General features: G+C 52.3%; 19 protein-coding genes and 1 pseudogene. 11 read left to right on the top strand and 9 right to left on the bottom strand.

Features of this window, described 5'->3' with window-relative positions:
* Positions 1 to 192: 192 nt before the first annotated feature.
* From FGL10_RS04700 to FGL10_RS04680, 5 genes are all read left to right on the top strand, one after another.
* On the top strand, positions 193 to 1,626 hold the full coding sequence (locus FGL10_RS04700) for an NAD-dependent succinate-semialdehyde dehydrogenase (protein WP_003710598.1): 1,434 nt from the start codon (positions 193 to 195) through the stop codon (positions 1,624 to 1,626).
* Positions 1,627 to 1,735: 109 nt separating this feature from the next.
* Positions 1,736 to 2,521: a hypothetical protein gene (locus FGL10_RS04695; protein WP_003710597.1), complete on the top strand. Its 786-nt coding sequence runs from the start codon at positions 1,736 to 1,738 to the stop codon at positions 2,519 to 2,521.
* Between the two features lie 108 nt (positions 2,522 to 2,629).
* A complete protein-coding gene (locus tag FGL10_RS04690; protein ID WP_003710595.1) occupies positions 2,630 to 4,186 on the top strand; it encodes a TerC family protein in 1,557 nt (518 codons plus the stop codon).
* A 13-nt stretch (positions 4,187 to 4,199) separates the two neighbouring features.
* On the top strand, positions 4,200 to 4,946 hold the full coding sequence (gene surE / locus FGL10_RS04685) for a 5'/3'-nucleotidase SurE (protein WP_003710594.1): 747 nt from the start codon (positions 4,200 to 4,202) through the stop codon (positions 4,944 to 4,946).
* Positions 4,947 to 5,048: 102 nt separating this feature from the next.
* Complete coding sequence (locus FGL10_RS04680) at positions 5,049 to 6,065, top strand: peptidoglycan DD-metalloendopeptidase family protein (RefSeq protein WP_003710592.1); 1,017 nt, start codon at positions 5,049 to 5,051, stop codon at positions 6,063 to 6,065.
* 398 nt (positions 6,066 to 6,463) lie between these two features.
* On the opposite strand, the gene FGL10_RS04675 is transcribed toward FGL10_RS04680, so the two are convergent.
* The 4 genes from FGL10_RS04675 to FGL10_RS04655 form a co-directional block, all read right to left on the bottom strand.
* On the bottom strand, positions 6,464 to 6,946 hold the full coding sequence (locus tag FGL10_RS04675) for an acyl-CoA thioesterase (protein WP_003710586.1): 483 nt from the start codon (positions 6,944 to 6,946) through the stop codon (positions 6,464 to 6,466).
* A 152-nt stretch (positions 6,947 to 7,098) separates the two neighbouring features.
* Complete coding sequence (locus FGL10_RS04665; RefSeq protein WP_025456733.1) at positions 7,099 to 7,260, bottom strand: hypothetical protein; 162 nt, start codon at positions 7,258 to 7,260, stop codon at positions 7,099 to 7,101.
* A 73-nt stretch (positions 7,261 to 7,333) separates the two neighbouring features.
* Positions 7,334 to 7,795: a recombination regulator RecX gene (gene recX / locus FGL10_RS04660; RefSeq protein ID WP_036475109.1), complete on the bottom strand. Its 462-nt coding sequence runs from the start codon at positions 7,793 to 7,795 to the stop codon at positions 7,334 to 7,336.
* 56 nt (positions 7,796 to 7,851) lie between these two features.
* Entirely contained in the window at positions 7,852 to 8,559 is a 708-nt protein-coding gene (locus FGL10_RS04655) for a phosphoglycolate phosphatase (RefSeq protein ID WP_003710582.1), read from the bottom strand.
* A gap of 401 nt (positions 8,560 to 8,960) precedes the next feature.
* Between FGL10_RS04655 and FGL10_RS04645 the strand changes: the two genes are divergently transcribed.
* Positions 8,961 to 10,226 carry a Glu/Leu/Phe/Val family dehydrogenase gene (locus FGL10_RS04645; RefSeq protein WP_003710579.1) on the top strand — a complete coding sequence of 422 codons (1,266 nt, stop codon included), beginning with the start codon at positions 8,961 to 8,963 and terminating at the stop codon, positions 10,224 to 10,226.
* 57 nt (positions 10,227 to 10,283) lie between these two features.
* Here FGL10_RS04645 and FGL10_RS04640 read toward each other — a convergent pair.
* A pseudogene (locus FGL10_RS04640) lies at positions 10,284 to 10,469 on the bottom strand (DUF4198 domain-containing protein); the annotation flags it as partial.
* Positions 10,470 to 10,576: 107 nt separating this feature from the next.
* On the opposite strand from FGL10_RS04640, the gene FGL10_RS04635 reads away from it, so the two are divergent.
* Together FGL10_RS04635 and FGL10_RS04630 are read left to right on the top strand one after the other, a co-directional pair.
* The gene (locus FGL10_RS04635) at positions 10,577 to 10,786 is read left to right on the top strand and encodes a tautomerase family protein (protein WP_003710575.1); all 210 of its coding nucleotides are present in this window, start codon (positions 10,577 to 10,579) and stop codon (positions 10,784 to 10,786) included.
* An 88-nt stretch (positions 10,787 to 10,874) separates the two neighbouring features.
* Positions 10,875 to 12,089, top strand: a complete 1,215-nt coding sequence (locus tag FGL10_RS04630) for a pyridoxal phosphate-dependent aminotransferase (RefSeq protein WP_003710572.1) — start codon at positions 10,875 to 10,877, stop codon at positions 12,087 to 12,089.
* Between the two features lie 71 nt (positions 12,090 to 12,160).
* Here the strand turns inward: FGL10_RS04630 and clpB are convergent, their stop codons facing one another.
* A complete protein-coding gene (gene clpB / locus FGL10_RS04625) occupies positions 12,161 to 14,740 on the bottom strand; it encodes an ATP-dependent chaperone ClpB (RefSeq protein WP_036475107.1) in 2,580 nt (859 codons plus the stop codon).
* 260 nt (positions 14,741 to 15,000) lie between these two features.
* Between clpB and trpS the strand changes: the two genes are divergently transcribed.
* The 3 genes from trpS to FGL10_RS04610 all read left to right on the top strand — a co-directional run bounded on the left by trpS (position 15,001) and on the right by FGL10_RS04610 (position 17,323).
* The gene (gene trpS, locus FGL10_RS04620; RefSeq protein ID WP_036475105.1) at positions 15,001 to 16,011 is read left to right on the top strand and encodes a tryptophan--tRNA ligase; all 1,011 of its coding nucleotides are present in this window, start codon (positions 15,001 to 15,003) and stop codon (positions 16,009 to 16,011) included.
* 80 nt (positions 16,012 to 16,091) lie between these two features.
* Positions 16,092 to 16,637 (top strand): hypothetical protein, encoded by a 546-nt coding sequence (locus FGL10_RS04615; RefSeq protein WP_003710563.1) that lies wholly within the window; start codon positions 16,092 to 16,094, stop codon positions 16,635 to 16,637.
* A 341-nt stretch (positions 16,638 to 16,978) separates the two neighbouring features.
* Complete coding sequence (locus FGL10_RS04610) at positions 16,979 to 17,323, top strand: Ag473 family lipoprotein (RefSeq protein WP_003710561.1); 345 nt, start codon at positions 16,979 to 16,981, stop codon at positions 17,321 to 17,323.
* Positions 17,324 to 17,529: 206 nt separating this feature from the next.
* Here the strand turns inward: FGL10_RS04610 and FGL10_RS04600 are convergent, their stop codons facing one another.
* The 3 genes from FGL10_RS04600 to FGL10_RS04580 form a co-directional block, all read right to left on the bottom strand.
* Positions 17,530 to 19,038, bottom strand: a complete 1,509-nt coding sequence (locus FGL10_RS04600; protein ID WP_003710559.1) for a Ppx/GppA phosphatase family protein — start codon at positions 19,036 to 19,038, stop codon at positions 17,530 to 17,532.
* 642 nt (positions 19,039 to 19,680) lie between these two features.
* Positions 19,681 to 21,339 carry a surface lipoprotein assembly modifier gene (locus FGL10_RS04585; protein WP_003710552.1) on the bottom strand — a complete coding sequence of 553 codons (1,659 nt, stop codon included), beginning with the start codon at positions 21,337 to 21,339 and terminating at the stop codon, positions 19,681 to 19,683.
* Positions 21,340 to 21,452: 113 nt separating this feature from the next.
* On the bottom strand, positions 21,453 to 22,103 hold the full coding sequence (locus tag FGL10_RS04580; RefSeq protein WP_003710550.1) for a factor H binding protein domain-containing protein: 651 nt from the start codon (positions 22,101 to 22,103) through the stop codon (positions 21,453 to 21,455).
* Between the last annotated feature and the right edge of the window lie 16 nt (positions 22,104 to 22,119).

The raw sequence follows: 22,119 nt of genomic DNA, 5'->3' as shown, positions 1-22,119 counted from the left end.
TAAAGATTACTATCGTATAAAAAGTATTTTTCTTAAACGACAAGGATTGCGTCCGCGCCATATTCAGACACTGCCCGATCGGATGCTTCAGACGGCATCGGAAGGGTTTGCAGTTTTGGAATATGAAGATGATAATGTCCGTGAGATTGACGGCATTTGAAAGCGGTTATCCCGCATACCGGAGGACACGAAATGAACGAATATTCCCAATTAATCAAGCATCCCGATATTTCCCTTTCCCCGATTTCAGACAGCATCGGGATCGGCAATCCGGCGACGGGTGAAATTTTGGCGTATGTCCGCAAGACGGATTCGGACAAGCTGAAAAACCTGATTCAAAAAGCAGCTGCGGCACAAAAATTATGGGCGGCGAAAACCGCTTTGGAACGCGCCGACATATTGTGGCGTTGGTATTTTTTAGTTAAAGAAAACAAGGAAGCACTGGCGCGCCTGATGACGATGGAACAGGGCAAAAGCCTGACCGAGTCGCGCGGTGAAATTGATTATGCGGCTTCGTTTGTGCGCTGGTTTGCCGAAGAAGCGCGGCGGATTGACGGCGATGTGCTGACAAGCGTGAAAGCGTCGCAAAAACTGGTCGTGTTGAAACAGCCCGTCGGCGTTACCGCCGCGATTACGCCGTGGAACTTCCCGTCCGCAATGATTGCGCGCAAGGCTGCTCCTGCTTTGGCGGTTGGCTGCGCGATGATAGTCAAACCAGCATCGCTCACACCTTTGAGTGCGTATGCGTTGGCTTCGTTGGCTTACGAAGCGGGCGTGCCGCAGGATTTGCTGCCTGTTGTCAGCGGCAGTGCTTCGGAAATCGGCCGTGAATTTGCCACAAATCCGATTATCCGCAAAATCAGTTTTACCGGTTCGACCGAAGTCGGCGCGAAAATTTTTGCCGACAGCGCGGCGGACATTAAAAAACTCAGTTTGGAACTGGGCGGCAACGCGCCGTTTATCGTGTTTGACGATGCCGATTTGGACAAAGCCGTCGAAGGCGCGCTGGCCAGCAAGTTCCGTAACAGCGGTCAGACCTGCGTCTGCACCAACCGCGTTTACGCCCAAGCCGGCATTTACGACGAATTTTGCCGCAAATTAAGTGAAAAAGCAGCCGCGCTCAAATTGGGCAACGGCTTGGAAGATGGCGTAAACCAAGGGCCGCTGATTGAGGAAAAAGCGGTGGAAAAAGTCGAGCAGCACATCGCCGACGCGCTTGCTAAAGGCGCGGTCTGTCTGACCGGCGGCAAACGCAGCGCGTTGGGCGGAACGTTTTTCGAACCGACTGTTTTAAGCGGCGTTACGGCACAAATGGCGGTGGCGCGTGAGGAAACCTTCGGGCCTTTGTGCCCCGTGTTCCGTTTTGAAACCGAAACCGAAGTCATCGCGGCTGCCAACGATACGGAATACGGTTTGGCTGCCTACCTTTTCACTGCTGATACCGCCCGCCAATGGCGCGTCGGCGAAGCATTGGAATACGGTATGGTCGGCATCAATACGGGCTTAATCAGCAATGAGGCGGCACCGTTCGGCGGCGTGAAACGCAGCGGTTTGGGACGTGAAGGCAGCAAATACGGTGCGGACGAATATCTGGAATTGAAATATCTGTGCATTGATGTCGGGTGACGGATGCCGTCTGAACAGCAGGTTTTCAGACGGTGCCGCATTTCAAGCAGCCTTTATCTGTTGTACAATGCGCCCTGTTTTTACGGTTATTTTTGATTTGAATTAAGATATGATGGAAAACGGAAAAACAGCCTCGAGATGGCGTTTTGCCTTGAAAAGTGCGGGCTGGCACCTCTTAATCAGCCTGTCGGTTGCAGGGCTGGCGGCATTGCTGGTTTTTAAGGTTTGGTATCCTTATCCTTATGCCGAGCTGACGGGAGGGCTGTCGCTTTATAAGCTGGTGGTGGCGGTCGATATCGTATGCGGCCCCCTGTTGACGCTGATATTGTCCAGCCCGAAAAAGACAGGCAGGGCGCGAGCCGTGGATTTTTCCCTGACCGGTGCGATCCAGCTTGCCGCGTTGGTGTACGGTTTGCACAGCGTTTCTTTGGCGCGTCCCGTGGTGGAGGCGTTTGAAAAAGACAGGATTAATGTTGTGACCGCCGCCGAAGTGGCGGTTGAAGATTTGCACAAAGCGCCGGAAGGGCTGCAAAGCCTGTCGTGGTTCGGCATCCGCCGCGTCGGGCTGAAAGAGCCGGATACGGCGGACGAACAAAACAAAACCCTGGATTTGTCTATGCAGGGCATAGAGCCGAGTATGCGCCCGGACCGGTGGCTGCCGTATTCCCGCCAAGAGGCGGATAAAATCCGTAAGGCGATGAAGCCGCTGAAAAAATTGGCAGATGCAAGAAAAATCGCCGTTGCCGATATTTTGAAGCAGGCAGATATTTCTGAAGATAAAGACTGGTATTTCCTGCCCTTTACCGGCAGCAGGCAGAAAGATTGGATTGTGGTACTGGACGCGCAGGGAAATGCCCGGGGCTATGCGCCGATAGACGGCTTTATCGCCGACTGAACCCGATGCCGTCTGAAACCGGCGTTCAGGCGGCATCCCTAATATGCCGGACATTGCAAACACAACGGCAGCCTTGCCGCCGCCGTACCGTCGAGGAACACGAAAATTATGGATTTCAGTTGGTTGGCAGAACCGCATACTTGGATAGGTTTTGCCACGCTTTTGGTGTTGGAAGTCGTATTGGGGATAGACAACCTTGTCTTTGTGGCGATTTTGGCAAACAAGGTCCAGCCCGCACGGCGCGACCGCGCACGGATTACCGGGCTGGGGCTGGCAGTCGTCATCCGCATCATTATGCTTGCCTTTATGGCGCACATCATCACGCTGACCGAGCCGCTGTTCCAAATCGGCGGCCTCGCCGTTTCTGGCAAGGACATGATTATGCTTGCGGGCGGTATTTTCCTGCTGTACAAAGCCACCACCGAACTGCATGAACGCCTTGAAGGGCATAACCGTTTTACCGTTGCCGACAGCCGGAAAAAACACGCGCCGTTTTGGGGCGTGGTCGCGCAAATCCTGATACTGGATGCCGTGTTTTCCATCGATTCGGTCATCACCGCCGTGGCGATGGTCGATCACATCGTCGTCGCGATGGGCGCGGTCGTCGTGGCAATGGCAGTGATGATTTCCGCCAGCAAACTCTTGACCGAATTTGTCGACAGGCATCCCACCGTCGTGATGCTCTGCCTTGGTTTTTTGTTGATGATCGGTTTCAGCCTGATTGCCGAAGCCTTCCATTTCCATATTCCCAAAGGCTACCTCTACGCCGCCATCGGCTTCTCGATTTTAATTGAACTGTTTAACCAGATTTCCCAGCGCAACAGCCGCAAAAACGACTACATCGGCAGCTCGTGGCGCAAGCGCACCGCCGAAAACGTCTTGGGTATGATGGGCATACGCGAAAGCGTGCTTGCCGACGCGGGCGGCGAATCCGGGGACGACGCGCATTTTGAAGAAAACGAAAAATCGATGATACGCAGCGTATTGACGCTTGCCGAGCGTCCGATTATGGGGGTGATGATCCCCCGCCGCGACATCGAACGGCTGGACATTTCGCAAAGCCGTGAAGAACAGTATGCCCAACTGCAAAACACGCCTTACAGCCGCCTGCTCGTTGTCGGAAAGGCGGGCGTGGACGAACCTTTGGGCTACATCAACAAGAAAGACCTGCTCGCCCAACTGCTGGAAACAGGCGGTCTCGACATTCAGACGGCATTGCGCCAGCCGCTCGTTTTGCCCGATAGTACCACCGCGCTGGGGGCAATCGAGCTCTTCCGCCAAAGCAGCGCGGATTACGCTTTGGTGGTGGACGAGTTCGGCGCGGTGTTGGGTATGGTAACGATGAAAGACCTGTTGGAAGCCATTGCCGGCGACTTTCCCGAAGAATTCGAGCGCGAAGAAGAACCCGCCGTTCAGGGGAATCCCGATGAAAGCCTGACGGTGGAAGGCGCGTTGGAATATGTGGAGCTGGCATCCCAACTCAATCTGCCGCAACAGGAGGAAGATACCGATTTCCATACCGTTGCCGGGCTGATTATGGAAGAATTGCAAACCATCCCCGATGTCGGCGATTTTGCCGATTTTCACGGTTGGCGGTTTGAAGTGCTCGAAAAAGAAGGGCAGCGCATCGAACGGGTCAGGATTACCAGACTGTCCGAAGAATAAGGTGGGATACGGAATGAATGTTTTGATTTCCAACGACGACGGCTACCTCTCCGAAGGCATCGCCGTTTTGGCGCGCGTTACGGCGGAATTTGCCAACGTCAGGGTGGTTGCGCCCGAACGCGACAGGAGCGGGGTCAGCAATTCGCTGACGCTGGAACGCCCTTTGCAGTTGAAACAGGCGCAAAACGGGTTCTACTATGTCAACGGCACGCCGACCGACTGTATCCACATCGGGCAGTCTGTATTTTCGGATTTTCAGGCCGATTTTGTCTTTTCGGGCATTAACCGGGGCGCGAATATGGGGGACGACACGCTTTATTCGGGGACGGTTGCGGCGGCAACCGAAGCCTACCTTATGGGCATACCCGCCGTGGCGTTTTCCTTAAACGACGCTTCCGGACGCTATTGGGCAACCGCAGAAAAGGCACTGTGGACATTGTTGGCGCATTTTTTCAAAACCCCCCCGCAGTCCCCCATTTTGTGGAACATCAATATCCCCGCCGTCGCGCAGGAAGATGTGCGGGGCATTAAAATCGCCCGTTTGGGCAGGAGGCATCACGGTCAGAACGTCATTCCGGCGCGCAATCCGCGCGGCGAACAGATTTATTGGATAGGGCCGGTCGGCGAAGTTTCCGATCGGGAAGAGGGGACGGATTTCGGTGAATGCGGAGCAGGTTTCATTACCGTAACGCCGCTGCAAATCGACCTGACCGCCTATCCGGACATGGCGGAAACGGCGGCGTTCTGGCATACGGACTGACCGTTTTATCAAATACCGTCGGGCTTTGCGCTTGAGAAGAACGCGCATTTTTATTATGATATGCCGCATTCAGGCTATATATCGGAACATGAAGGTTATCTTATGTTGAAACAAACGACACTTTTGGCAGCTTGTACCGCCGTTGCCGCTCTGTTGGGCGGTTGCGCCACCCAACAGCCTGCTCCTGTCATTGCAGGCAATTCAGGTATGCAGGACGCGCCGTCTTCGGCAGTTTACAACAACCCCTATGGCGCAACGCCGTACAATGCCGCTCCTGCCGCCAACGATGCGTCGTATGTGCCGCCCGTGCAAACTGCGCCGGTTTACACGCCTCCTGCTTATGTTCCGCCGCCTGCACCTGCCGTTTCGGGTACATATGTTCCTTCTTACGCGCCCGTCGACATCAATGCGGCGACGCATACCGTTGTGCGCGGCGACACGGTGTACAACATTTCCAAACGCTACCATATCTCTCAAGACGATTTCCGTGCGTGGAACGGTATGGCCGATAATACGTTGAGCATCGGTCAGATCGTGAAGGTCAAGCCGGCAGGATATGCCGCACCGAAAACCGCAGCCGTAGAAAGCAGGCCTGCCGCGCCGGTACCCGTACCAACCCCTGTGAAACCCGCCGCGCAACCGCCCGTGCAGTCCGCGCCGCAACCTGCCGCGCCCGTTGTAGAAAATAAAGCGGTTCCTGCCCCCGCGCCTGCCCCGCAATCTCCTACCGTTTCGTCATCCGGCACGCGTACGGTTGCCGGCATTGTTTGGCAGCGTCCGACGACGGGCAAAGTGATTGCCGATTTCGGCGGCGGCAACAAGGGTGTCGATATTGCGGGAAATGCGGGACAACCCGTTTTGGCGGCGGCTGACGGCAAAGTGGTTTATGCCGGCTCCGGTTTGAGGGGGTATGGCAACCTGGTCATCATCCAGCATAATTCTTCCTTCCTGACCGCATACGGGCACAACCAAAAATTGCTGGTCGGCGAGGGCCAGCAGGTCAAACGCGGGCAGCAGGTCGCTTTGATGGGCAATACCGATGCTTCCAGAACGCAGCTTCATTTCGAGGTGCGGCAAAACGGCAAACCGGTTAACCCGAACAGCTATATCGCGTTTTGACTTTCTGCCTGAAATCAAGTTGGAAATGCCGTCTGAAAGGTCTTCAGACGGCATTTTTGTTTTTGGCGGCTGTGTTTTCAAATCATTCAGAAGGGATAAGGCGTATAAATTTGTTTGACTGTGTTTGGGTATCCGCTTGATTTCATCCGTTTGCAATGGAAAAGCCGCTTATTTCTGTTCGGGGGGCGGCTTTATCGGATAAAAGGCATTTTGTCCGATTGATTAGGGCTGCATCAAGGGAATATGAAAACACAGCCGTTTATTTTCACAGCTGTGTTTCAAAACGGCGTTGAAAAACGGATGGGTCGGAATCAGACGATTTTGCTTCAATAAATCAAACCATTATGCCGAATGTTGGAACAATGCTTGTCCGGTATTGCAGACGGCATAGTCCGCCGTCAGCAGCCGCAGGACACGTCTCCGGAGGCTTGCAGGCTGATGTCTCTGCGTTTTTTGGCTTTTTCGTAGCGGCAGCGTTGGCGGTCGGTCAGGATTTCCAGCGGGGGAACGGGGACGGGTTTGCCGTCTTTGACCGCAACCATCGTGAAGTAGCAGCTGTTGGTATGGCGGATTTCGCCGGTGCGGATGTTTTGTGCTTCAACACGGATGCCGATTTCCATCGAGGTGCGTCCTGTATAGTTGACAGCGGCGTAAAAGGTAACCAAATCGCCGATGTGGATGGGTTCTTTAAACAGGACTTTGTCAACCGACAGGGTAACGCAATAATTGCCGCTGTAACGGCTGGCGCAGGAATAGGCGACTTGGTCGAGCAGGAGCAGGAGTTCGCCGCCGTGTACGTTGCCGCTGAAATTGGCGGTGTCCGGCATCATCAGTTCGGACATAATGAGTTCGTGCGAAGGCAGTTGGCGTTGTTGTGTCATAGTGTACCTGTTTTAAGAAAGGGTGTTTTGAAATGGGTGCGGGAAAATTTTAGGGAATGGGAAAGTGGAATTCAAGCTAAAAAAAGCTATGGAGGGATAGCCTGCAGAAATGGGCCGCCGATGCCGTCTGAAGGTTTCAGACGGCATTTTGTTCAAGAAAGCCAAAAACGGAAGACCAGGAAAAACACGAGTGCCAGCACGCCCGCCCAAACGGCGAGCATGAATCCGGCAACCGCCCGTCCCATACGGTAAACCGGGTTTTTGCGTTCGTCTTCGATGGGGGAGGTGTGGTGTTTTTCGGGTTGTCCGGACATTTTGTTCTCAATCGGAAAAGTTGGAAACGGGCGTAAGGTTACGCTGCCGTGCAAAAAGATTCAAGAAGGAAGGTCAGTAGCCGTCTTCCCAATTTTCGTCCCAAGCGTGTTTCAATGCCGTCTGAACGGTATCGGCATCGAATCCGCGATAGGCGAGGAAACGCGCCTGTTTTTGTTTTTCTTTAAGGTCGGCGGCGGGCTGTTTGAACTTTTTACGCAACACGGCTATGGCGGCCTGTTTTTCGCTTGAGCGGTTGGGAAGCAGGTTGCGGCTGGTTTCTTCATCTATGCCCTGTTGAGCCAGGGCTTGTTTCAGGCGCAGGGAGCCGTGTTTTCGGCTTTTGCTGCGGATATAGGCTTCGGCGTAGCGCAAATCCGACTGCCAGTTGCGTTCGGCAAATTCGTTTAACACATTTTCCAACTCCTCTTCGCTTTCGGCGTGCGGTGCAAGTTTGCGCTTCAGACCGAGGCGGCTGACTTCTTGGCGCGAGAGGATGTCCATCGCGCGGGCGCGGAGTGATTTTTGGGGTTTCATAGCGGCGGTTTCGGCGTGCGGCAGGTTTCAGACGGCATAGCGTGCCGTCCGAATGCCTACTCTTCTTTATTTTTCTGCGGTTGCAGGTTTTCGTAAATTTCGGGTAGCGAGCCGATAATCCAGTCGGGACGGGTCGCATCGTCTTGCGAGAGCAGCGTCATATCGCCGTAACCGAAGGTAACGCCGACACTCAGGCAGCCGGCGGCTTTGGCGGCGATGATGTCGTTGCGCGAGTCGCCGACCATAACCATATTGGCAACATCGATACCCAAAACTTCGGCGGCGTGCCGCAGCGGCAGCGGGCTGGGTTTTTTTTCGGGCAGGCTGTCGCCGCCGAGTATCAGGCTGAAGTAGTCGGCGAGTCCCAGTTGTTTTAGAAGCTCGGCGGCAAGGATTTCGTTTTTGTTGGTAATGACTGCCAGCGGGATGCCCAAAGATTTGAGCAATGCCAGCCCGGCTGCGGTTTCGGGATAGGGGCGGGTAAAGACGCTCAAATGGTCGCGGTAGTATTTCATATAGGATACGAAACCTTTTTCCCACAGTTCGGAATCGGCTTCGCGGTCGCGGTCGTTGGTGAGGACGCGGTGAACCAGTTTGCCGATGCCGTCGCCCACATAGCTTTCGACCACTTTGGCGGGCAGCGGTTTCATACCGAGTTGTTCCAACATCGCTTCTGCGGCGGCGGCAAGGTCGGGGACGGAATCGCACAGTGTGCCGTCCAAATCGAAGGCAACGGTTTGGACGTGTTCGATGGCTGCATTCATAATCTGGTTTCCTGTCGGGTTGAAAAGGTTTATTTTAACATCGTTTGCACAGGGCTTCTAATGTATGGATTGTTAACAATCGCAACAGGTTTTGCCGGCGGTGTTTCCGGATTTCGGAACGGAGTCGGGAAGGGTGTGCAAATCCCGGCGGCGTTCCAATTAAATTTTTAAAAAATAAAAGGATTCTTATATCTTTATTTAATTGGACATTTGCTTTTTGGATATGTGTTCCGCTTTTTTCAGACGGATTCCGTGCGGCTTGGGAAATAAAATCATATATAGATTAATCAAATCGGGCCGATTCCGACTACACGCTATTACATTTTGCTTGAAAATTGGTTATAGTTGCGAACCTGATGGCTTGTTCCATTCCGAACCTCTCTTTGTGAAAAGGAAGCAAAATGTCTGATGCCGTTGCAAAAGAAACCCTCAATCCGTTTGAAATCGCGCGAAAACAGGTCAAAACTGCCTGCGACCGGCTGAAAACCGATCCGGCCGTTTATGAAATCCTGAAGAGTCCGACCCGCGTGTTGGAAGTCAATTTCCCCGTCAAACTCGACGACGGCACGGTCAAAACCTTCACGGGCTACCGTTCGCAACACAACAACGCCGTCGGCCCCTACAAAGGCGGCGTGCGCTTCCATCCCGGTGTGAATCTGGACGAAGTCAAAGCCCTGTCGATTTGGATGACTATCAAATGCTGCGTGGCCGGCATTCCTTACGGCGGCGGCAAAGGCGGCGTTACCTTGGATCCGCGCGATTATTCCGAAGCGGAATTGGAACGTATCGCACGCGCTTATTCCGAAGCCATTTCTCCGCTGATTGGCGAGAAAATCGACATTCCTGCACCTGATGTGAACACCAACGGCAAAATCATGTCTTGGATGGTTGATGCCTATGAAAACGTGGTAAAACATTCCGCACCGGGCGTATTTACCGGTAAACCGGTTGAGTTCGGCGGCTCTTTGGCGCGTACCGAGGCTACCGGTTACGGCGTGAACCTCGCCGCCGTCCAAGCCTTGGAAAAACTGGGCAAAGACGTGAAGGGTGCCACTTACGCCATCCAAGGCTTCGGTAATGTCGGTTACCACACAGGTTATTACGCGCATCAATCCGGCGCGAAAGTTGTTGCGGTTTCTACTGTCGATGTTGCCATTTACAACGAAAACGGCTTGGATATGGAAGCTTTGTTTAAAGAGTTCCAAGAAAAAGGCTTCATCACCAACGAAGCCGGTTACGGCAAGGAAATTACCAACGCCGAACTTTTGGCTTTGGATGTGGACGTACTCGCCCCTTGCGTGCTGGAAAATCAACTGACTTCCGAAAACGCCGGTAAAGTCCGCGCGAAAATCGTGGTTGAAGGTGCAAACGGCCCGACTACGCCCGAAGCCGACGTTATCCTGCGTCAAAACGGCGTATTGGTCGTGCCCGATATTTTGGCGAACTGCGGCGGCGTGGTCGTTTCCTATTTCGAGTGGGTGCAAAACCTGCAAGGCTATTATTGGGAGTTTGACGAAGTTCAGGAAAAAGAAACCGTCGTCCTGCGCCGTGCGTTCCGCGATATTTGGAACTTGGCGCAAGAGTATGATGTCGATTTGCGAACCGCGTCTTATATGATGAGTATCCGCCGTGTTGAAAAAGCGATGAAGCTGCGCGGCTGGTATTGATGTTTGAACAAAAAATGCCGTCTGAAGCCTTCAGGCGGCATTTTTGTGCGAGCGGGATTAGTGGTGCGAATGACCGATTTGGAAGGTTAAAGTCGAGTAGTTCGCCTGTTTTTGGCACACGTTTTGATCGGGGAAGTCGGCTTTGTGTTCGACACTGGCTTTCCAAAAGCCTTGGCGCAAGGGGATGATGTCTGCTCCGCCTTTGTCGTCTGTGCTGTCGGAGAAAGCCTGTGCTTCGGTGCTGATAAATAAATTATTGTCTGATATATGGTTTTTGAGAAATGAAAAAGCCGGTTGGGTGTAACGGGCTTGTCTGATAAGATGGCAAAATTTTTGAATGGAGAGAAAAGATGCCCTATGTCAACATTAAAGTAACCGGTGGTAAGGAAGCTCCGAGTACGGAGCAGAAGGCGGAGCTGATACAAGGTGTAACGGAATTATTGCGCCGCGTGCTGGGTAAAAATCCTGAAACAACGGTTGTCGTGATTGACGAAGTGGATACCGATAACTGGGGAATAGGCGGCAAAAGCGTTAGCGAACGGCGCAAAGAGGGCAGGTGAAAAGCCTGAAAATCCTGCCCTGATGCTTTAAATTCCGCGTGAAAAAGAGTACATTCCCACCCATTGCCCAAAATTTACGGAACACATTATGGATAAGTTTCCCAAGTCTGCAAAGCTCGACCACGTCTGCTACGACATACGCGGGCCGGTTCACAAAAAAGCCCTTCAGTTGGAAGAGGAGGGCAACAAAATCCTCAAGCTCAATATCGGCAACCCTGCGCCGTTCGGCTTTGAAGCCCCTGATGAAATCTTGGTCGATGTCATCCGCAACCTGCCGACTTCGCAAGGCTATTGCGATTCCAAAGGGTTGTATTCCGCCCGTAAAGCCATTGTTCACTACTATCAGACCAAAGGTTTGCGCGATATTACGGTAAACGATGTCTATATCGGCAACGGCGTGTCCGAGCTGATTACGATGTCTATGCAGGCGTTGCTCAACGACGGCGACGAAATCCTGATTCCCGCGCCCGACTACCCTTTGTGGACGGCGGCGGCAACGCTTGCGGGCGGTACGGTACGCCATTATCTGTGCGACGAAGAAAACGGCTGGTTTCCCAACCTTGCCGATATGGAAGCCAAAATTACGCCCAAAACCAAAGCCCTCGTCATCATCAACCCCAATAACCCGACAGGCGCGGTGTACGGCAGGGAAATCCTGTTGGAAATCGCCGAACTGGCGCGCAAACACGGTCTGATTATCTTTGCCGACGAGATTTACGACAAAATCCTTTATGACGGCGCGGTTCACCACCATATTGCCGCGCTTGCCCCCGACCTTTTGACGGTAACGTTCAACGGTTTGTCCAAAGCCTACCGCGTTGCCGGATTCCGCCAAGGCTGGATGGTGCTCAACGGGCCGAAACATCATGCAAAAGGTTATATCGAGGGTTTGGATATGCTCTCGTCCATGCGCCTGTGTGCCAATACGCCGATGCAGCACGCGATTCAGACGGCATTGGGCGGCTATCAGAGCATTAACGAATTCATTTTGCCCGGCGGACGGCTTTTGGAACAGCGCAACAGGGCGTGGGAACTGGTCAACCAGATACCCGGCGTGTCCTGCGTCAAACCGATGGGCGCGATGTATATGTTCCCGAAAATCGATACCGAAATGTACCGCATCCACGATGACATGAAATTCGTTTACGATTTGCTGGTGCGCGAAAAAGTCCTGCTGGTGCAGGGAACGGGGTTTAATTGGATCAAACCCGACCATTTCCGCATTGTCACGCTGCCTTACGTCCATCAGATTGAAGAGGCGGTGGGCAGGCTGGCAAGATTCCTGCAAACCTACCATCAGTAGGATTCTGATAAAAAATGCCGTCTGAAACGGAGATTCCCGTTTCAGACGGCATTTTCAACAGCAGGAACGAATCAGGCAAATTTCAGTCTGTCGCCGTCGGCTTCCACCCTGATTTCGCTTTCGGGCGCATAGTTTCCGGCAAGCAGGGCTTTTGCCAGCGGGTTTTCGATTTCCGACTGGATGGCGCGTTTGAGCGGACGTGCGCCGTAAATCGGGTCAAAACCGGCTTTGGCGATGATGTCCAGAGCGGCATCTGAAACAGTCAGGCGGAGGTTTTGTTTTTCCAAACGTTTTTCCAAGCCTTTGAGCTGGATTTTCGCAATGTTGCGGATATTATCCTGATCCAGTCCGTGGAACACGACCACTTCGTCGATGCGGTTGATCATTTCAGGACGGAAATGTTCTTTCACATCCTCCATCACAACTTCTTTCACCGCTTCGTAGTCCTGCGTGCCCATTTGTTGGATGTGCTGGCTGCCGATGTTGGAAGTCATCACAATCACGGTGTTTTTGAAATCTACCGTCCTGCCTTGTCCGTCGGTCAAACGACCGTCATCCAAAACTTGCAGCAGGATGTTGAACACGTCGGGATGGGCTTTTTCCACTTCGTCCAAAAGAATCACGCTGTACGGTTTGCGGCGGACTTGCTCAGTCAGGTAGCCGCCTTCTTCGTAGCCGACATAGCCTGGAGGCGCGCCGATGAGGCGGGCAACGGCGTGTTTTTCCATATATTCGGACATATCGATGCGAATCAGGTGATCTTCGCTATCAAACAGGAAGCCTGCCAATGCCTTGCACAATTCGGTCTTACCCACGCCGGTCGGGCCCAAGAACAGGAAGCTGCCGTAGGGTTTATTCGGGTCGGCAAGACCGGAACGGCTGCGGCGGATAGCGTCGGACACGGCACGCACGGCTTCGTCTTGACCGACTACGCGGCGGTGCAACACTTCTTCCATTTTCAGCAACTTGTCACGTTCGCCTTCCATCATTTTTGACACAGGAATGCCGGTCATACGGGAAACAACTTCTGCGATTTCCTCTGCGCCGACATTATTACGCAAGAGTTTGTTTGCCGGTTTTGTGCTGTCCGTATCTGCCCGTTCGGCGGCTGCACGCTGTTTTTCCAAATGCTCCAAATCTTCATACATCAATTTTGAAGCCAGTGCCAAATCGCCTTGCCGTTTTGCCTGTTCGATTTTAATTTTGACTTCGTCAATTTGTTTCTTAATATTAGCAGCACCGTCTGAAATTGCTTTTTCGGCTTTCCAGATTTCGTCTAAATCGGCGTATTCTTTTTCCAAACCGTCGATTTCCTCATCTATCAGTTCCAAACGTTTTTTGCTGGCATCGTCTTTTTCTTTTTCAACGTGCGCCTTTTCCATCCGAAGCTGAATCAGACGGCGGTCGATTTTGTCCATCGCTTCCGGCTTGGTTTCTTTTTCCATCTTGACACGGCTGGCGGCTTCGTCAATCAAATCAATCGCTTTGTCGGGCAGGAAGCGGTCGGTGATGTAGCGGTCGCTCAATTCTGCGGCAGCAACGATGGCGGGGTCGGTAATGTCGATGCCGTGGTGAATTTCATAACGCTCCTGCAAACCGCGCAAGATGGCGATGGTATCTTCCACACTTGGCTCGCCAACCAATACTTTTTGGAAGCGGCGTTCGAGTGCCGCGTCTTTTTCGATGTATTGGCGGTATTCGTCCAAAGTAGTCGCACCGATACAGTGCAATTCGCCGCGTGCCAAAGCCGGTTTCAACATATTGCCCGCATCCATCGCGCCGTCGGTTTTGCCCGCGCCGACCAAAGTATGGATTTCGTCGATGAAAATCAGGGTGTTGCCGTCGTCTTTCGCCAAGTCGTTCAACACGCCTTTCAAGCGTTCTTCAAATTCGCCGCGATATTTCGCGCCGGCAATCAAAGCCGCCAAGTCCAGAACCAGCAGGCGTTTGTTGCGCAGGGATTCAGGCACTTCGCCGTTGACGATACGTTGCGCCAAGCCTTCAACAATAGCGGTTTTACCCACACCCGGCTCACCAATCAGCACAGGGTTGTTTTTGGTACGGCGTTGCAATACTTGAATCGCGCGGCGGATTTCGTCATCACGACCGATAACGGGGTCAAGCTTGCCGTCGCGGGCGCGCTGGGTCAGGTCGAGCGTGTATTTTTTCAAAGCATCGCGTTGGTCTTCGGCATTGGCATCGTTCACGTTTTGTCCTCCTCGTACCGCGTCAATCGCGGCATTGATGTTTTGTTCGGTCGCGCCGGCTTCTTTCAAAATTTTGCCGGTCGCATCGTTCTGCTGCACCAAGGCAAGCAGGAAAAGTTCGCTGGCGATATAGGCATCGCCGCGTTTGGTGGCAGCCTTGTCCATCAGGTTCAACACCGCCTGCAATTCGCGGCTAGGCAGAATGTCGCCGCCCTGGCCGGACACTTTCGGCAGGCTGCTTAAATGCTGCTGCAAACGTTGTTTCACCTGCGGCACGTTCACGCCCGAATGCGCCAGCAACGCGGCAGCACCGCTGTTTTGGTCGTCAAGCAGGGCTTTCAGCACAAAGCCCGCTTCCAGATAGCTGCTGTCCGCAGCCAACGCCAAACTCTGGGCTTCCGCAAGGGCTTGTTGGAATTTGGCGGTTAATTTGTCGTATCGCATTTTCTTTTCCTTTCAAAAATGTCCGCTGTCGAAGCCTATATGTGCATCATTGTGGATAACTCAAGCATTGGATTTTAGTTTTTCGGATTTAATTACTTATCTTATTGAATGTATTATAAATAAATTTTTTAATTTGTGTGTATAACTTAATCTGTCCAATAGGGAAGCGTCCGATGCCGTCTGAACAAATATTGTGAATCGGGTATAATCGGCGCATCTTTTTCCCTTTCAGACGGCATTGATGCCGCAAGGACATTTTTATGAGCAAAAAACGAGTTCTGACCGGTGTAACCACTACCGGCATCCCGCATCTGGGCAACTACGTCGGTGCCATCCGCCCCGCCGTCCGCGCGGCGCAAAACCCCGATACCGAATCTTTCCTCTTCCTCGCCGATTACCACGGCATCATCAAATGCCACGAGCCGGAGATGATTCATCAATCCACCCAAGCCGTTGCCGCCACTTGGCTTGCCTGCGGACTCGACCCCGAGCGCACCACCTTCTACCGCCAAAGCGACATTCCCGAAGTGATGGAATTGAACTGGATTCTGACCTGCATCACCGCCAAGGGTTTGATGAACCGCGCCCATGCCTACAAAGCCGCCGTGCAGGCAAATGCAGAAAACAATCAGGAAGATCCTGATTTCGGTGTGGAAATGGGTTTGTTCAGTTATCCGATTCTGATGACTGCCGACATTTTGATGTTCAACGCCAACGAAGTGCCCGTCGGGCGCGACCAAATCCAACATGTCGAAATGGCGCGCGACATCGCCGGCCGCTTCAACCACCGTTTCCAAGAACTCTTCACCCTGCCCGAAGTGAAAATCGATGAAAACGTCGAACTCTTGGTCGGTTTGGACGGACGCAAAATGTCCAAATCCTACGGCAACACCATTCCGCTTTGGGAAAACGACAAAAAAACCCAAAAATCGGTCAACAAAATCATCACCAATATGAAAGAGCCGGGCGAGCCGAAACAGCCGGACGAAAGCCCCTTGTTTGAAATCTACAAGGCCTTCTCCATGCCGTCTGAAACAGCAGCGTTCACACAAATGCTTGCCGAAGGCCTGGCTTGGGGCGAAGCCAAAAAACTTTTGGCTGCCAAAATCAACGCCGAGCTGGTAGAACCGCGCGAACGCTACAACGAGCTGACCGCCGACCCTTCGCAAATCGAAGAGATTTTGCAGGCAGGCGCACAAAAAGCACGTAAAGAAGCGCACGAATTATTGGGCAAAGTACGCGATGCGGTCGGTATCCGCCCGTTGAAATAAACCCAATGCCGTCTGAACATCCATTGTCCGTGTTTCAGACGGCATTTCAGACGGCATTTTGAAACCATCAGGAGTGTGGAATGTTGAAAACATCTTTTGCCGTGTTGGGCGGCTGCCTGCTGCTTGCCGCCTGCGGCAAATCCGAAAATACGGCGGAACAGCCGCAAAATGCGGTACAAAGCGCGCCGAAACCGGTTTTCAAAGTCAAATATATCGACAATACGGCGATTGCCGGTTTGGCTTTGGGACAAAGCAGCGAAGGCAAAACCAACGACGGCAAAAAACAAATCAGTTATCCGATTAAAGGCTTGCCGGAACAAAACGTCGTCCGGCTGACCGGAAAGCATCCCGGCGACTTGGAAGCCGTCGGCGGCAAATGTATGGAAACCGACGATAAGGGTGGTCCGGCAGGTTGGGCGGCAAACGGCGTGTGTCATACCTTGTTTGTCAAACTGGTGGGCAATATCGCCGAAGACGGCGGCAAACTGACGGATTACCTGGTCTCGCATGCCGCCCTGCAACCCTATCAGGCAGGCAAAAGCGGCTATGCCGCCGTGCAGAACGGACGCTATGTGCTGGAAATCGACAGCGAGGGGGCGTTTTATTTCCGCCGCCGCCATTATTGAGGTATTCAAAAATTCCATAATGCATTTCAGTTTTTCAAACTCTGTGGGAAAAGTCCGCGCCGGCAGTTTGGCAGGGTTTGCGCCGGCGAGAGACGCAAAAGTAGGGAAATATGTGTTACAATTTTGCGAACTGTTTTCATAAAATAGTTTTCGGCCGTGTTTCAATACGGTATTGGTGCCGCCTTATGGTTTGAGAAAAAATCCTTTATATTTAATATAATAGGTTTTTAACTAAACGAAAAACCGTTTTTCCTCCGACCGATGGGCAAAATCAGCCGATTGATGGAACACGGCCCGGTTTTTAAGTAAAATCTTAACCAACAACTCAAGAAGGATAAAACATGAAAAAATTATTGATTGCCGCAATGATGGCGGCTGCCTTGGCGGCTTGTTCTCAAGAGGCTAAACAAGAGACTAAGGAAGCGGTTCAAGCCGTCGGGTTCGATGTTAAAGACACTGCGGCTTCTGCCGCCGAGACAGCCGCTTCTGCCGCCGAAGAAGCGAAAGACCAAGTCAAAGATGCTGCGGCTGATGCAAAGGCAAGTGCCGATGAAGCTGTAACTGAAGCCAAAGAAGCGGCAGCCGAAACCAAAGAAGCGGCAGCCGAAGCAGCTAAAGACACTTTGAACAAAGCTGCCGATGCGACTCAGGAAGCGGCAGACAAAATGAAAGATGCCGCCAAATAATTTGCTGCTTTGGCAAAATGACGAGATGCCGCCTGCCGGCAAATCAAATGAAACCGCCTGAAGATGTTCAGGCGGTTTTTGAGTTGTATGCCCTTTATTTTTACGCCCGCATTGCTGTGCAGGGCGGATGTGCCGCGCATATCGGGATGTTGCGGGCAGGGAAATGCCGTCTGAACATCATTCAGACGGCATTTGGTTTGTCAAGGTCAGACGGCTTCAACCTTAAACGGCATATTGATTTTTTGCCATTGGACGCTTTCATATTCCAATGCGTCGGCAATCAGGGGGTGGCGTTCCAGCCATTCCCTGCCAATACGCAGGATGAAGCCGCAGCTTTCCGTGTCCGTGCGCAACTGCATATTTTTCGGGAAAGACAGGTCTTGGCGCGAACGGCAGAACAGTGCGGCAAGGCGCAGCGACAAAACGGCATACCACAACATTTCGTTGGTGCCGATAATGCCGCCCATTTTTTTCATATCGCCGCGATGACCGATGACCAGTTGGGCGAGTATGGTTTGTTCCTTGCGTGAAAAACCCGGCATATCGGCGTTTTCGAGGATGTAGGCGGAATGTTTGTGATATCCCGTGTGGGCGATGTCCAAACCGATTTCGTGCAGCGCGGCGGCGCGTCCGAGATACTGTTGCCACAAGGCAAGTTCTTGAACCGTAACGTTTTTGGCGTGGCAGAGGCTGTCCATAAAGGTTTGCGCGGTCTCGGCGGTGCGTTTCGCCTGATTGAGGCTGACGTGGTAGCGGTGTTGGAACTCGGCAACCGTCTGCCCGCGCATATCTTCGTTTAAACCGCGACCGATCAAATCGTAAAACACGCCGTCGCACAGGGCGGCTTCGGTTACGGTCATCCTGTCGAGTTTCATTTCCTCAAACGCCGCCATCATCACGGAAAGTCCGCCGGCAAAAACTTCGATGCGTTCCGGTTTCAGGTTTTCAAATTTGGCTTTTTTGACCGAACCGGCTTCGATGATGCGTTCGGCGAGGGCGCGCATTCCTTTATAGGTAATGTCCGCCTCTTGGGGCATTTCGGCGGCAATCACGTCGCGGATGGATTTTGCCGAACCCGATGTGCCGACGGAGAAATCCCAACCTTCGCGCCTCATATTTTTGCTGATGCGCTGGATTTCGTTGCGGGCGGCGGAAATGGCGGCTTGGAAGTCTTTGGCGGTAATTTTGTTTTGAAAGAAGCGCAGGCTGTAGGTTACGCAGCCCAAGGGCAGGCTTTCGGTAATGTCGGGATTCAGCGTCGAACCGATGACAAATTCTGTCGAACCGCCCCCGATGTCGATAACCAGCATTTTGCCGCCGCCGGGGGGGAGGGTGTGGATCACGCCGGTATAAATCAGCCGCGCCTCTTCGCGCCCGGCGATGATTTCGATGGGGAAACCCAATGCCGCTTCGGCTTTGGGAAGGAAATCTGCGATGTTTTTGGCAACGCGGAATGTATTGGTTGCTACGGCGCGTACCTGTTCAGGGCGGAAGCCGCGCAGGCGTTCGCCGAATTTTGCCAGGCAGTCTAAAGCCTGTTCCTGTGAGGATGCGCTGAGGTTTTTCTGTTCGTCCAGACCGGCGGCAAAACGGACCATCTGTTTGAAGGAATCGATGACTTTTAATTGTCCGTTGTTGTTTTCGCAAATTTGGAGGCGGAAACTGTTGGAACCCAAATCGACGGAGGCAAGGACGTTTGCGGGATTGGTGGTCATGGCGGATACCGGTGGGGGAAAAACGCAATGTTACTCTGACGGCGCAGGCATTGACAATATATGAGCGATTCAATTGAAAATGCACTTAAGCTTCTCAATGAACTTGAGAAATTAAAGAGAGGCTCAATATGGAAAATAACAAAGTCAGATCTGATGATAATTCAGTTTCTATTGAATTTATACAAGATTTTATAACTGCAAGTAAAGAATAATATTGGAAATATTGTATGAACAAAAAATTAAACTATATTTTTATGTTGGACTGTTTAGGGTTGGTGATATTGTTTACTTGTATAATAGCTACTTTTGAAAGAGATTATGGATTTAAAATTTTTACTAATTCTAAGAGGCCTGAATTTTATTATTGGATTGGAATGTTTTATTATGGAATTATTTCTTGCTGGTTTGATTATCAATTAATTTCAACAAAGGCCAATTCGTATAAAAGAAAAGTTAAACAATATAAAATATTTTCAGTAATATTTTCAGTTTTGATATTTATTTCTACTATAGTAAAACTTTAAATTTTGGAGCAAAAATTAATGATGCGGCTGTTTTTGATTCTGCTCACAGATGTTGCCGACGGTATGTTTCCGACAGCAAAAAATGCCGTCTGAAAACGTTCAGACGGCATTTTTGCGCTTATTTGAAATCCTTTTCCACGCTCATGAAAATCTGCGTGTTTTTGCGTGTGTAAAAACTTTTCATATTGCTGTCGATTTTCAGATAGCGGAAATTGAGTTGCGGCGTAAATCCCTTCCAAGAGATTTTGTCGTGCCACAACGACAGGTTTGCCTGATATTCGCGGTCTTTGCGCGGGAAGGGGTACACAATGGTTCCGGGTGCGTCAAACGTCCTGCGGGTATAGCGCAGGTTTGCCCGCAGACCCAGGCCGCCGTCGAACGTTTTGACTGCGCCGACACGCAAACCCTTGCGGACGGAAGCCTGTTCCGCCTCTTTCGTCATGTCGTGCGACCAGTCCGCACCGCCGTAAAGCAGCCAGTCTTTCGGCGCGGAATACATCAGTGTCGCGCCCGCCAGCGGCATATGGCTGTCGTATCGGGCGGCGGTGCGGTCTTCCTGATAACGCTTCCACATATTGCCCTCGTTCAGCGTCAGCCGCCAGCGTTCGCTCAAGCGTTGGGAGAAATCGGCATTGAAGCCGCCGACGAAATTGTATCGGCTGCCACCTAAGAGGTTTTGCTCGACAAACGGCACGATGCCGAACGAGCGCGTTACCGAACGGTTTTTATAGCCGAACGACAGGCGCAGGCTCTGTTCGCTGAAATCTTTGTTATCCCAATAATGCACGCCGCCGCCGCTGATGCCGCCGTAGAGGAAATGATGCCCGCCCGCATTGATTTCGCGCGACACGCCCAAGCCGTAGCGCAAACCGTGTGCCTTTTGCGGCAGGCTGTCGGCGGTTTTCGTCCAGCTTTTTCCTGCAAATTCAATCGTTTTTTCGGACGAAGCGTTGTTCACATTGTCCGTTTGCTCGTATTGCAGCGACACATCGGGCTTCCAGCCTTGAGCCTTGTCTATGGCGGCAAGATAGCGGTCGGCAAGCTGCCGCATCGGCGGCTGCAAATCGGGTTTCGCCCGCTCCAATTCCGCCTTCGCTTCGCGGTACTGCCTGTTTTCAAACAGCATCACGCCCAAATCGAAACGCGGATACGCCAAATCGGGCTGTTGCGCCAAAATGCCGCGATACAAAGCCACCGCCTCGTTATGGCGCAACTGGCTGCGGCGCAAACCGCCCAGCGCGTAATCGTGCAGAACCGGATTGAAATCCGGCAGGGCGCGATAGCTTTCCAGCAGCGTTTGCAGCGTGTCCCAATCACGGGCGACGACGGCGCGGTTAATCTGCTCTTCCAAACCCACAAGAGAGGCATTGTCGTCTGAAACGGCTTCGGCGGCTGCAACGGTTTCAGACGGCACGGACGCATCCGTACCGAAAGCCGCCTCGTTGGAAAACTTCTTATGCGCCGCCACAGGCTTGATTTCGGTCTCTTCTGCCTTGCCGACAGACGCAACAACAGGCGCGGCAGCCCGCTTCGGCGCGGCACGCTGCAACAGGCGGAAGGCATTGTCGATTTGTTCGTCAAAAGATGGAGCATAGGAAGCAAGCGGCAGAACCGGAATTTCCGTTTCGCCAACCCTTTCAAGCCTTTCGGCAGGCACTATCCTATCGTCGAACTTGCCGTCCACGAACACCTGTTTCGACACGGGTATAGGTAAAACGGACGTTTCGGCAACAGCCGCCGCCGGCACGGACAAAAGAAGCAAAGCAAATTTTTTCATAAGTCAAACAGTTTCAGGGCAAGGGACCGGACGGGCAAACCGCGCAGTCAAATGGTCGAAATGCCGTCTGAAAGACCGTTTCCGGTTTCAGACGGCATTTGTATCAGGCGGGATTAACGGGAGCCGGCAAAGCCGATTTCGCCGTCATTAACCGCACCGACGATTTCTTCGGCATTAGGGCCGAAGAAACCGAGTTTATAGCTACCGCTGGCACTTGCATCTTCTCGACTGGTTTGGCCGGAGATGCCGTGTCCGCGGATAGTCGTGTTGTCAAGCGAGTTGTGGTGTTCGTAGGACGCAATCTTTCCTTCTGCCAGATTGAGCGTCTTTCCCAATCCTGTAATTTTGCCGCTGCCGGTTTTGTTCTCGAAATTAACGTTATAAGACAAAACGCCGGTGTTTTTGCCGTTGCCGGCTGCACCGGTATAATCGAAGCTGCCTTTGGTCGGCAACGCCTTGGTAGCAGAACCTTTCACAACGAAATCAACGCTGTCATCATCGACATTCAAGCCCCTCTCGATACCGGACGGGTCTTTTTCGATTCTTTCCCGTTCGGAAAGACCGGCAATCAAAGAATATTTTTGACGGTAGATATGTGCCTGACCTTTTGAAATCAGCTCGTAATTGTCCCCGCCGGCTTTAACACGTGCCGTGGTTACAGTACCCACTGTTTGAACCTTGTTTGATGCCGGTACGACATCAAACAAATTGATATTGTTGCCGCTGGAGGAAACGCTGCCAACCTGCTGGGTAACTGATGCCAACTCAATCTCTGTAGGT

The organism is Neisseria lactamica (assembly GCF_901482445.1).
GTDB classification, from domain to species: domain Bacteria; phylum Pseudomonadota; class Gammaproteobacteria; order Burkholderiales; family Neisseriaceae; genus Neisseria; species Neisseria lactamica.
This window is presented reverse-complemented; position numbering and strand designations above follow the sequence as displayed.